General features: G+C 41.5%; 7 protein-coding genes. All 7 read left to right on the top strand.

Annotated elements, in window-relative coordinates; translation table 11 throughout:
- The first annotated feature begins 166 nt into the window (after positions 1 to 166).
- The 7 genes from BTU61_RS07440 to glyS all read left to right on the top strand — a co-directional run bounded on the left by BTU61_RS07440 (position 167) and on the right by glyS (position 13,067).
- On the top strand, positions 167 to 1,798 hold the full coding sequence (locus BTU61_RS07440; RefSeq protein WP_187538196.1) for a Na/Pi cotransporter family protein: 1,632 nt from the start codon (positions 167 to 169) through the stop codon (positions 1,796 to 1,798).
- 152 nt (positions 1,799 to 1,950) lie between these two features.
- Entirely contained in the window at positions 1,951 to 3,102 is a 1,152-nt protein-coding gene (nagA, locus tag BTU61_RS07435; protein WP_200773001.1) for an N-acetylglucosamine-6-phosphate deacetylase, read from the top strand.
- A 366-nt stretch (positions 3,103 to 3,468) separates the two neighbouring features.
- Positions 3,469 to 4,311: an aldo/keto reductase gene (locus BTU61_RS07430; protein ID WP_200773000.1), complete on the top strand. Its 843-nt coding sequence runs from the start codon at positions 3,469 to 3,471 to the stop codon at positions 4,309 to 4,311.
- Between the two features lie 267 nt (positions 4,312 to 4,578).
- The gene (locus BTU61_RS07425) at positions 4,579 to 9,000 is read left to right on the top strand and encodes a S8 family serine peptidase (RefSeq protein ID WP_200772999.1); all 4,422 of its coding nucleotides are present in this window, start codon (positions 4,579 to 4,581) and stop codon (positions 8,998 to 9,000) included.
- 323 nt (positions 9,001 to 9,323) lie between these two features.
- Positions 9,324 to 9,695 (top strand): GFA family protein, encoded by a 372-nt coding sequence (locus BTU61_RS07420; RefSeq protein WP_200772998.1) that lies wholly within the window; start codon positions 9,324 to 9,326, stop codon positions 9,693 to 9,695.
- Positions 9,696 to 9,906: 211 nt separating this feature from the next.
- The gene (gene glyQ / locus BTU61_RS07415; protein ID WP_002886077.1) at positions 9,907 to 10,824 is read left to right on the top strand and encodes a glycine--tRNA ligase subunit alpha; all 918 of its coding nucleotides are present in this window, start codon (positions 9,907 to 9,909) and stop codon (positions 10,822 to 10,824) included.
- Between the two features lie 206 nt (positions 10,825 to 11,030).
- Entirely contained in the window at positions 11,031 to 13,067 is a 2,037-nt protein-coding gene (gene glyS, locus BTU61_RS07410) for a glycine--tRNA ligase subunit beta (RefSeq protein ID WP_200772997.1), read from the top strand.
- Positions 13,068 to 13,089 lie beyond the last annotated feature (22 nt).

Here is a 13,089-nt window from a genome sequence, read left to right as displayed (position 1 = left end):
GTCCCACTCTCTCTTTTTTTGTCTCTCCATACAGAAAAATAGAGCCAAAAGAAAAAACGGTTTCAAAAAATTGTAGAAATTTACAGAAATCTCTTGTGTGATTGGAAATTATCCTTTACAATAGGAAAGGAGTTTTATTTCTGATCTCAAATTTGGAGGAATGAACATGTCGATTAACTGGCAGGAAATTGTATTTAACTTTTTGGGAGGCCTGGGTCTCTTTCTCTATAGTATTAAAACCATGGGAGAAGGCTTGCAACAGGCTGCAGGAGATCGACTTCGATACTATATTGATAAATATACGAGTAATCCCTTTCTAGGGGTTTTAGTAGGGATTGGAATGACTGCCTTGATTCAGTCGAGTTCAGGGGTTACAGTGATTACGGTCGGTCTGGTGAGTGCAGGACTTCTAACCCTCCGCCAAGCTATTGGTATTGTTATGGGGGCCAATATTGGAACGACTATTACCTCCTTTATCATTGGTTTTAAATTAGGAGACTACGCTCTTCCCATGCTCTTTATCGGAGCGGTTTGTCTCTTCTTTACCAAAAATCGTTTGGTTAATAATGTTGGACGAATCGTTTTTGGTGTCGGTGGTATCTTCTTTGCCCTCAACTTGATGAGTGGGGCTATGGAACCTCTTAAAGATTTGCAAGTCTTTCGTGACTATATGGTACAGTTAAGTAAAAGTCCTATCTTGGGTGTCTTTGTCGGATCAGGATTAACTCTTTTGATTCAGGCCTCTTCTGCAACCATTGGTATTTTGCAAAATCTCTATGCTAGTCATTTGATTGACCTGAAAGGGGCCCTCCCAGTTCTCTTCGGTGATAATATCGGAACAACCATTACAGCTATCATTGCTTCCTTGGGAGCGAATATTGCGGCCAAACGTGTGGCGGGTGCCCATGTAGCCTTTAATGTTATCGGAACCATTATCTGTCTTGTCTTCCTTGTTCCGTTTACATCTTTGATTCAATGGTTTGAAACGACTCTTCATTTGTCTCCAGAAATGACCATAGCCTTTGCTCACGGAACCTTTAATATAACCAATACCATCATCCAGTTTCCGTTTATTGGAGCCCTTGCCTTTTTGGTGACTAAGCTCATTCCTGGAGAAGACGAAGTTGTTAAATACGAACCACTTTACTTGGATGAACATTTGATCAAACAAGCTCCTTCGATTGCCCTTGGAAATGCTAAAAAAGAATTGCTTCATTTGGGAGGATATGCAGATAAAGCATTCAGCCTCTCTTATGACTATATTGTCCAGCAAAATGAAAAAATGGCTGAAAAAGGCCATAAGACAGAAGAAGCGATCAATACAATCGATGACGATTTGACTCGCTACTTAATTCGTCTGTCGAGTGAAGCCTTGAGTACCAAAGAAAGTGAAGCCTTGACCAATATCTTGGATTCTTCACGGGATTTGGAGCGGATTGGAGATCACGCAGAAGCTTTAATCAACTTGACGGATTATTTGATTCGCAAGAAAGTAGAATTCTCTGCAGATGCCTTGGCTGAATTAGAGGATATCTACCAAAAGACAGCGATCTTTGTTAAAGACGCCCTTCGGAGTGTGGAAGAAGATGACCAAACCTTGGCAGCTGAATTGCAACAACGCCATGAAGCTATTGAAAAACTTGAAAAGAAATTGAGAAAGACACATATTTCTCGTTTAAACAAGGGAGAATGTACACCTCAAGCAGGGGTCAATTTTATTGATATCATCTCTCACTATACACGAGTAGCGGATCATGCCATGAATATTGCTGAAAAAGTACAAATGGAACAAATTTAATGAATGATGAACAGAGTAAGGAGCTGACTTACTCTGTTTTTTAGATTCTTTTTTAAAAATAGGTCTATACCATTTACAAATAAAACTGAAAGCGTTATAATATGTATGAATAAAAAAGGAACTTTTGTTTCTACAATGGAAAGGACGTTCTTATGTCTACATATATTAAAGCAGATCAATTTTATTATCCACACGGAGTCCGTCGTGGAGGTTATTTGGAACTTGTGGATGGCAAATTCGGAAAGCATATAGAAAACTTGCCAGAAGGTGCAGAAGTATTGGATTATTCTGGCTATAGCATTGCGCCAGGTCTTGTTGATACACACATCCATGGATTTGGTGGCGTTGATGTTATGGATAACAACATTGAAGGGACCCTTCATACCATGAGTGAAGGCCTGTTGAGTACAGGGGTGACCAGCTTTTTACCTACGACCTTGACCTCTTCTTATGAACAACTACTGGCTGTTACAGAAAATATCGGCGCACGATACAAAGAGGCGACGGGTGCTAAAATTCGTGGTATCTACTTTGAAGGACCTTATTTTACAGAAAAATACAAGGGGGCTCAAAACCCAGCGTATATGAAAGATCCAAGTCTGAAGGAATTCCGGGCCTGGCAAAAAGCCTCTCATGGTCTTTTGAATAAGATCGCACTGGCACCAGAGCGTGAGGGTGTCGAAGATTTTGTCCGGACCATTACAGATGAAGGAGTGACAGTCGCCCTAGGACATTCCAATGCGACCTTTGAAGAAGCTAAGAAAGCGGTTGATGCAGGAGCAAGTGTTTGGGTACATGCCTACAACGGTATGCGAGGCCTCAATCACCGTGAACTCGGAATGGTAGGGGCGATGTATGAATTGCCACATACAACTGCAGAATTGATTTGTGATGGTCACCATGTAGATCCTTTAGCCTGTGATATCTTGATGAAGCAAAAAGGAAAAGAAAATGTTGCCTTAATCACGGACTGTATGACTGCTGGTGGTTTAGCAGATGGAGACTATATGCTTGGTGAATTTCCTGTGGTAGTTGCTGATGGAACTGCTCGTTTGAAATCAACTGGCAATCTTGCTGGTTCTATATTGAAATTAAAAGATGGCTTGAAAAATGTAGTAGAATGGGGAATTGCCAATCCTTATGAAGCTGTCATGATGGCCAGTCTCAATCCTGCAAAATCCGTTCATATTGACGATGTCTGTGGACAAATTCGGGAAGGCTATGATGCTGACTTTATTGTACTGGATCAGGATTTGGAACTGGTTGCGACCTACCTTGATGGTGTCAAACGTTACCAAGCATGAAACTAGATTGAAATAGAAAGTCCAACCCTCTTTAGGCTTAGACCTAAAGGGGGTTTTTGTGGGAGGAATTGTATTCTTTGTTTGGGACTCTTAACAGTTGGTGAATAAAGCCCTTTCATGCTATAATGGAGACTGAAATGTGAGGTAATTTATGAAGAAAATAGATTTACGGTTTTTAGCGATGGGAATTTTTTTCTTGCTCTATGGTTTGGTAAGGAAAAGTCCCTTTATCCTGGTGGTTGGAGGAGCCTTTTTAGTTTATAGTTTTTATAGCAAGAAAATGGAGCCAACGAAACTAAATCGGTTTAAACCAGAGCTCAAACTTCGAGGGCCTAAGAAATCAAAATCAAAGAAAGGAAAGAAAAAATGAACACCTATCGTTTAAACAATGGGATAGAGATTCCTGTTCTGGGATTTGGAACATGGAAAGCAGCTGATGGGAAAGAAGCTTATGAAGCAGTTTTGGCTGCTTTGAAAGCGGGGTACCGCCATATTGATACAGCTGCTTATTATCAGAATGAAGAAAGTGTTGGTCGGGCGATTCGAGATAGTGGCCTTTCGCGTGAAAAATTATTTGTAACGACCAAACTCTGGAATACCAATCACACTTACGAAGAAGCTCAGGCTGCTCTGGACGAGTCCCTGAAAAAACTTGGCCTTGACTATGTAGATCTTTATTTGATTCATTGGCCAAATCCAAAACCACTTCGTAAGGAGGATGCCTGGAAAGAGAGAAATGCTGAGGTTTGGCGGGCAATGGAAGATATGGTAAAGGCTGGCAAGGTTCGATCCATTGGGGTCAGTAACTTCCTGCCCCACCATCTGGAAGCCCTCTTAAAAACAGCTCAGATCATCCCAGCTGTGAATCAAATTCGCCTCTCTCCTGGTGTTTACCAAAAAGAGGCCATTGAAGCTAGTCGTAAACAGGGTATTTTACTAGAAGCTTGGGGACCTTTTGGCCAAGGAGAATTGTTCCAAAATAAACATGTAAAAGAAATGGCTACAAGATATGGGAAGACGGTTGCTCAACTGGCTTTAGCCTGGAGTTTGCAAGAAGGTTTTCTTCCTTTGCCAAAATCAGTGACTCCAGAACGAATTGCTGGCAATTTGGATTGTTTTGATTTTGAACTGACCCAAGAGGATTGCGACTATCTGAAAAATCTACCGGTTCAAGCAGGTGCACCGGATCCAGATCAGAAAGATTTTTAAGAGAAAGTGGGATAATTATCATTTCCGAGAGTGAGGGGACTCTCGGATTTTTTGCTATTCTTTTTGGTATAAAATAATTTTAACACTCTAACTAAAACAGACGTTCTATAATACTTTCCCATATAAAATAGCCAGATAACGAACGAAAATAAATCTTTAATTAGTAACATTCGTAAATATTACATTTTTGTTACAATTTCAGTTTGAATGAATTTTCAGACAATTTTGCGCTATAATAGGAACTATTAAAATAAAAGGGGAGTTCCTATGAACAGACAAGAGCGTTTTTCATTAAGAAAATACAAATTTGGCGTGGCTTCAGTATTATTGGGGTCTGTATTGGTGTTTGGATCTGCACAAGCAAGTGCAGAAGAACAAACAAGTGGGCAAAAGAGTCCTGAGACACAGCTAGTAGCTACTAGTCAAGGACTACCATCGCAAGAACAGAATTTGCAAGCAACAACACCGACAAGTGTAGCTACTGTTGAAAAGACAGCAGTTGCTAAAGATGCTGTAACTGAGAAGACAGAATCTGCTCCTGCAGAGGCAGCTGCAACTGAAAAGGCGACTGCACCTAAAGAAGGAGCAGATGCTTCACAAACAAAATCAGCAGAAGCTGCAAAACCGGTAGAAAAAGCTACAGAAGTAGCGACTCCTACAAGTTCTGAAACGACTGCCCGTCATGAGGCTGCAGAAAAACCTCAAAGTATTGAGAGCGATGAAATCATTACTGTCCCACAAACTTGGAAACAAGGATACAAGGGTGAAGGAATGGTGGTTGCTGTCATTGACTCAGGTTTGGATGTCAACCACGAAGTTCTTCGTATCACAGATCCTTCAAAAGCTAAGTTTAAAAACCAAAATGATATTGAAGCTGCTAAGAAGAAGGCAGGAATTGATTATGGTAAATGGTACAACGACAAGGTAGTCTACGCTTACGATTACTTTGACGGTACAGATAATATCAAGGAAGCTGAGAGAGAATCCCATGGGATGCACGTTACAGGGATTGCAACAGGGAACCCTGATAAAGATGCAGCAAACGGCGAAAAGATCTATGGTGTAGCTCCGGAAGCACAAGTGATGTTTATGCGTGTCTTCTCCGATCGTCAAAAAACGACTGGTTCTGCCCTTTATGTGAAGGCGATTGACGATGCGGTGGCACTTGGAGCGGATAGTATCAATATGAGCCTTGGATCTTCAACTGGTTCAATGGTGAATGCTGGTTCAGATATTATTGACGCTATCAAACGGGCACGTGCAAAAGGTGTCTCTGTGTTGATTTCTGCCGGAAATAGTAATACCTTTGGGAATGGTTATTCAAGACCATCGGCTGACAATCCAGACTATGGTGTAGTCGGAAATCCGTCAACCGTAGAAGATTCTATCTCTGTAGCTTCCATCAATAACAATGTCGTGACTTCTGAAGTATTTGAAGTGAAGGGCTTGGAAGATAACGCTCAAGCCGATCATGGTAAATTTGATTACAGTAAATCTGCTACAGACACTGACTTTGAAAAAGGAAAAGAATATGAATACGTAGCGGTTGGCCTAGGGAAAGAAGAAGACTTCAAAAATGTTGATGTAACCGGTAAATTAGCCCTCATTCAACGTGGTTCATTGACCTTCTCTGAAAAGATTGCGAATGCTTTCCATCATGGTGCTGTAGGGGCCTTGGTCTACAATAATGTAGAAGGAACCAACCTTGGAATGGCGATTGACGGTGATGCTAAAAAGATTCCTTCTGTCTTTATTTCAAAACACTATGGTGAGCTTCTAAAATCCGGTTCTTATAAGATTGTCTTTAACGATAAATTGGCCAATCGTCCATCACCTGCAGCAGACCAATTGTCTGACTTCTCTAGTTGGGGTGTGACAACAGATGGCCAGTTGAAACCTGATGTCACAGCACCTGGTGGAAATATCTTTTCTTCACTAAATGACAATACTTACGGTGATATGAGCGGTACGAGTATGGCGTCCCCTCACGTAGCAGGTGTTGCTGCTTTGGTCAAAGAATACCTTGTTAAGAACCACCCAGAATTGACTCCTGAACAAGTCTCTGCGACCGTTAAAGCCCTGATTATGTCTACGGCAAAACCACATGTCAACAAGGAAACCGGTGTTTATACTTCTCCTCGTCAACAAGGTGCAGGTGTTGTTGATACAGCTGCTGCGGTTTCAACGGACTTGTATGTTACTGGCGACAACAACTATCCTAGTGTGACTCTTGGCAATGTTGAAGATGCCTTTACATTTGATGTTACAGTTCACAATATTTCAGATACAGATCGTACACTGAAGATGCTGGTCAATACGGATACAGATGAAGTCAAAAAAGGTAAATTCACCCTCCGCCCTCGTAAATTAACAGAAACAGCTTGGCCTGAAGTAACTGTCAAAGCTCATAGTTCTGAGACGGTAACGGTTAAAGTTGATACCCGCAAATTTACAGAAGAATTGACAAAAGAAATGCCAAATGGTTATTTCCTTGAAGGATTTGTCCGTTTTGTTGATCCAGCTGATGATGGCGATGTGGTTAGCTTACCATTTATGGGATTCAAGGGAGAATTCCAAAATCTTCCAGCAGTAGAAAAACCAATTTACGATTTGGTACGTGAAGGCAAAAATGGTTTCTATTACAATGTGCCAGAAGATTTGAATATTCCTTACAATGCAGATATGTCTGCTTTGTTAACGCTTCAAAATGATCTTCTTCTCACCCAAGGCAAACGAGATGGACGTCGTATCACAGTCCTTGGTATTGGTGAAAAAGCGGATGGAACCCATTCACTTCAATTGGATGCTAACGGAAATGTTCGAATTGCCATTTCACCAAATGAAGACAGCAACAAAGACTTTGTCGAATACAAAACAGTAGCTCTCCGGAATTTGGAAAATCTTCATGCCAGTGTATTCGCTGCAAGTGATACTGAGCATAAAAATCCAATTTGGGAAGGATCTTCTACAGAACTTCGTAAGAACTTCTTTGATGGGAATGATAAAAATCCTCGTAGCTATACCTTAGATAGTACAGCGTGGAATGGTACCGATGCTAACGGCAACGCCGTAGCAGATGGTGTTTATGATTATGTGATTCGTTATACACCAATGGTTCCTGGAGCAGATGAACAATCAACTACCTTCAAGGTTCAAGTCGATACTCAAAAACCAGTGATTACTTCTGGATACATTCGCTTCAAAGATGGCGCTCAACAGTTTGTTGCACGTAAAGCCAAAGACGTTGGCGATGGTGGTATCCAAACTGAAAAATTGGTCTATGTGACACCATTTGATGATAAAGGTACCATGGTCCAAAAAGATAATGATGAAAGTGGTAGTCGTGCTCTCGAAAATTACCATATCATCAAGGCCAATGAAGATGGTAGCTTTAATCTTCCTGAAAACATTGATAAGAAGAATATCTACTACTATGTAGAAGACTTTGCTGGAAACGTCGATTACATTTCGTTAGCTGATTTGGTCCGTGACCAAAATAGCGGTCGGGTACAGATTGCGGTTCGTGATGCTAAGACAAATAAAGACTTGGATACCATGTATGTATACCGTATCAAGGATAGCAATGGACACTACGTCTCTGTTGATAAAACAAAAAATATCAATTTCTTGAACTTTGGTCATTATACAGCAGAAATCTTCACTTATGATCGTACAGAAGTGAAATTCGTTAGCAGTTTAAGTCAAGAGTTTGATCTGACAGAAGACAATAGTTTCCAAACCATTACTTTCCTAGCAAATACCTTGGAATATGCGCCAGTTAGCCTCCTATTTAATCAACCTGTTTCAAAAGCAGCAACCATCGTATTGAAGGGAGCTGATGGTGAAAACTTTGTATTGCCAGCTGAAAAATATGGTAAGAATGGGTTTGGTAAGACAGTAGCAACTGGAACATACACCTTGATTGCCACTCTTCCTACAGGCTATGAATTAGCTGAGGACGCACCTAAGATCACAGTCGTTGCAGGACGCAACAATGTATACCACATTGCAGTGCTCTCAAAAGTGGATCTCTTGGCTGCCTTGAATAAACAAACGGATGTTACAAAGACAGCCCTCTACTTCAATGCTAGTGCTGATAAGAAAGCAGCTTACGATCAAGCCTTACAAGCAGCCCAAACTGTTTTGACGAAAAAGTTAAGTCAAGAACAAATCAACCAAGCAGTTGCAGCTCTGGAAGCCGCAAATCAGGCTTTGGATGGAAAAGACTCCAATGTTGCAGCTTTGAAAGAAGCAATGCAAGCTTACGATGCAGCAACGAAAACAGGTCGTTATGCCAACGCCAAAGAAAAAGTACGTCGCGACTATGATCGTGCTTTCCAAACAGTAGCCTTGCTTGCAGTTGATCCAACAGTGAAACAAGAACAAATCGATCAAGCTCTTGCAGGTTTCAAGAATGCCGAAGCTAAATTGAATGGAAAAGCAACTGATTTTTCAAGTCTTAAAAAATACATTAAAGAAGAATTGAAATTCCAAGCTAAAAATGCTAAATTCCTCTATGCTGCAAAAGAAGACAAAGAAGCGTATCTTGTAGCCTTCAAGGATGCACAAGCTATTCTTTCAAATCCAGGATCTAGCCAACAAGATGTGAAAGATGCTTTGACAGCTTTGAAAAATGCAAAGAAAAAATTGCATGGGAAAAAACCAAAAGCTGCAAAACATCATAATTAACATAAGATAGTTTGTTAGCCTAAAACCAGTTTGAAACAGAAGTTTCAAGCTGGTTTTTATTTACAAATAGGCAAAAATCTGCTATAATACTGACAAGAAAGAAAGGCTTATGGCGTTTTTTTAGCGAGCTTGGGACAGTGAAAGCCAAGTAGAGCAAAGTAGGCAAGTGGCGCTTTCTCTTGGTGAAGAGCCGAGTAAAGTAAAATAAAATGAAGTAATAAATTAGGGTGGAACCGCGTTTTTGACGCCCCTAGTCGCAAGGCTTGGGTGTTGAAATTCGGTTCTTTTTGAATTCGTCTAATGCCTAAGTAGAAAGGAGCATAATGCTTAAAGGATCTTGTTTATGTAAAGCAGTGACCTACACTCTAGATGAGGAATTATCGGAATTAGTTTTTTGTCATTGCTCATTTTGTCGGAAAGCAACTGCGTCAGCCTACACCGTTAATGCTAAAGTTAGTAGAAAAAATCTGGTATTGTATGGAAAAGAAAAGCTTGTTTCCTATAGTTCTTCTCCGGGAAAACAGCGTTATTACTGCCAGAACTGTCATAGTCAAATTTTTACCGTTCAAGAAAATATACCAGAAGTCTGTGCTTTGAAATTAGGTACAATAGATGAATGCGATCAGAATTTACAAACTGTTCCTAAACGTCATATTTTTCAGGACCCAGCCTTTTCTTGGTTGCTTGATAAATAAATCTAAGAAGATAATATAAGTTAAAGGAGTAAACAATGTCTAAAAAATTGACTTTCCACTGCGTCAGTGGCAGAGACCTCCTTACAGTCGGACTGCCCCACGCTCAGCACTAGGGTGCTTGAGCTAGACGCAGTACTAACTCGTCTGGCCTCGTATAATCGATGAGGAAGACTCGTGTCGCAAGAAATCATTTTTTATTAAGGAGTATTCAATGTCTAAGAAATTAACATTTCAAGAAATTATTTTGACTTTGCAACAATACTGGAATGACCAGGGTTGTATGCTTATGCAGGCTTATGATAATGAAAAGGGTGCGGGTACGATGAGTCCTTATACCTTCCTTCGTGCCATTGGTCCTGAACCATGGAATGCAGCTTATGTAGAGCCATCTCGTCGTCCAGCAGATGGTCGTTACGGAGAAAACCCGAACCGTCTCTACCAACACCACCAATTCCAAGTGGTGATGAAACCATCGCCTTCAAACATTCAAGAGCTTTACCTTGAGTCATTGGAAAAATTGGGAATCAATCCATTGGAACACGATATCCGTTTCGTTGAAGACAATTGGGAAAACCCATCAACTGGTTCAGCTGGTCTTGGTTGGGAAGTTTGGTTGGACGGTATGGAAATCACTCAGTTCACCTATTTCCAACAAGTTGGTGGTTTGGCAACTGGCCCGGTAACTTCTGAGGTTACGTACGGATTGGAACGTTTGGCTTCTTACATACAAGAAGTAGACTCAGTTTATGATATCGAGTGGGCTCCAGGCGTTAAATATGGAGAAATCTTCCTTCAACCAGAATATGAGCACTCAAAATACAGTTTTGAAGTTTCAGACCAAGACATGCTTCTTGAAAACTTCGAAAAATTTGAAAAAGAAGCAGGACGTGCTTTGGAATTGGGGCTTGTTCACCCTGCCTATGACTACGTTTTGAAATGTTCACACACCTTCAACTTGCTAGACGCTCGAGGAGCAGTATCCGTTACAGAACGTGCAGGTTACATTGCCCGCATCCGTAACTTGGCCCGTGTTGTAGCCAAAACCTTCGTAGCAGAACGTAAGAAACTCGGCTACCCACTTCTCGACGAGGCAACACGCGCCAAACTCTTAGCAGAAGAGGAAGAATAAAAAGAGTATTAGATGGGATTGGCTAATAGAGTAATCCTACAGAACCAGTTGCCGCAGTGATAAAGGTATCGTTAGAGAAACTAACGATACCAGGCAAAATTGGAGACTATAGGCTCCAATTTTAGCAATGAAACGACACAGTCGGTTGCTTGCGTGCCAATCACATAAGGCAAACTGGAAAAAAAGATATTTTTCGGAGAAAAAACATGACAAAAAACTTATTAGTAGAACTTGGACTTGAAGAATTGCCAGCCTACGTTGTCACACCAAGTGAGAAACAACTCGGTGAAAAAATGGCAGCCTTCTTGGATGACAACCGTCTTTCATACGAAAGTATTCAAACCTTCTCAACACCTCGCCGTTTGGCTGTCCGTGTCATTGGCTTGGCTGATCAACAATCTGATTTGACAGAAGATTTTAAAGGACCTTCTAAGAAGATCGCCTTGGATGCTGATGGAAACTTCTCAAAAGCGGCGCAAGGCTTTGTCCGTGGAAAAGGCTTGACCGTTGACGACATTGAATTCCGTGAAGTTAAAGGGGAAGAATACGTCTACGTGACGAAACATGAATCTGGAAAACCTGCCAAAGAAGTCTTGGCTGGCGTTCCAGAAGTGCTTGCTTCATTGACCTTCCCTGTTAGCATGCACTGGGCGAATAACACCTTTGAATACATCCGCCCTGTCCACACTTTGGTTGTCCTTTTGGGCGACGAAGCGCTTGACCTTGATTTCTTGGATATCCATTCAGGTCGTGTGAGTCGCGGACACCGTTTCCTTGGACATGAAGTGGAAATCACCAATGCAGATTCTTATGAAGAAGACCTTCGTACCGTTTACGTGATTGCCGACAGCAAGGAACGTGAAAACATGATTCGTGAGCAAATCAAAACCATCGAAGCAGAACAAGGTGTTCAAGTACAAATCGAAGAAGGACTTTTGAACGAAGTCTTGAACTTGGTGGAATACCCAACTGCCTTCATGGGAAGTTTTGACACCAAATATTTGGACGTTCCAGAAGAAGTCTTGGTGACCTCAATGGAAACCCACCAACGTTACTTTGTTGTACGTGACCTAGATGGTAAGCTCAAACCAAACTTCATCTCAGTCCGTAATGGGAACGCTGAGCACTTGGAAAATGTTATCCGAGGAAATGAAAAAGTCTTGGTGGCACGTCTTGAAGACGGTGAATTCTTCTGGCGTGAAGACCAAAAACTCAAGATTGAAGACCTCGTGGCTAAATTGGCCAACGTAACCTTCCATGAAAAAATTGGTTCCCTTTCAGAACACATGGCCCGTGCTGGTGTTATTGCAGCATCATTGGCTAAACAAGCTGGTTTGACTGCTGAAGAAACGGCAGCCGTAGCGCGTGCAGCGGAAATTTACAAATTTGACCTCTTGACGGGTATGGTCGGAGAGTTTGATGAGCTTCAGGGAATTATGGGTGAAAAATATGCCCTCCTTGCTGGTGAAGATGCAGCCGTTGCGACAGCTATTCGTGAGCACTATCTTCCTGATGCAGCAGATGGTGCCCTTCCAGAGACCAAGGTTGGTGCTATCCTTGCGCTTGCAGATAAGTTGGATACCCTCCTTTCCTTCTTCTCAGTTGGTTTGATCCCATCAGGTTCAAACGACCCTTATGCGCTTCGTCGTGCAACACAAGGGATTGTTCGTATCTTAGATGCCTTTGGTTGGCACATTCCTATGGATGAGTTAATCGACAGCCTTTACGGACTTTCATTTGATAGCCTTTCTTATGACAATCAAGCAGAAGTGCTTAACTTCATCAAGGCCCGTGTGAACAAGATGATGGGACGTACTTCTAAAGATATCAAAGAAGCTGTTCTTGCTGGTTCAAACTTCGTGGTTGCAGATATGCTTGAAGCAGCAAATGCCCTCTCAGAAGCTGCGAAGACGGACGGTTACAAGGCAGCTGTTGAGTCACTGTCTCGTGCCTTCAACTTGGCTGAAAAAGCAGATGCTTCAGTAGCAGTCGATGCTAGCCTCTTTGAAAATAACCAAGAAAAAGCTCTCGCTCAAGCAGCAGAAAGTCTCGAATTGACTGGTTCAGCTAGTGATAAATTGGCTCAACTCTTTGCCCTTAGCCCAGCCATCGATGCCTTCTTTGACAATACCATGGTCATGGCAGAAGATGAAGCTTTGAAAAATAACCGTTTAGCTATTCTTGCTAGTCTAGTAGCAAAAGCCAATAAAGTCGCTGCCTTTAATCAATTGAACACTAAATAATGACCTGGTGACAGGTAGAAAG

It is taken from the genome of Streptococcus lactarius (genome assembly GCF_016642265.1).
Classification (GTDB): domain Bacteria; phylum Bacillota; class Bacilli; order Lactobacillales; family Streptococcaceae; genus Streptococcus; species Streptococcus lactarius.
This window is presented reverse-complemented; position numbering and strand designations above follow the sequence as displayed.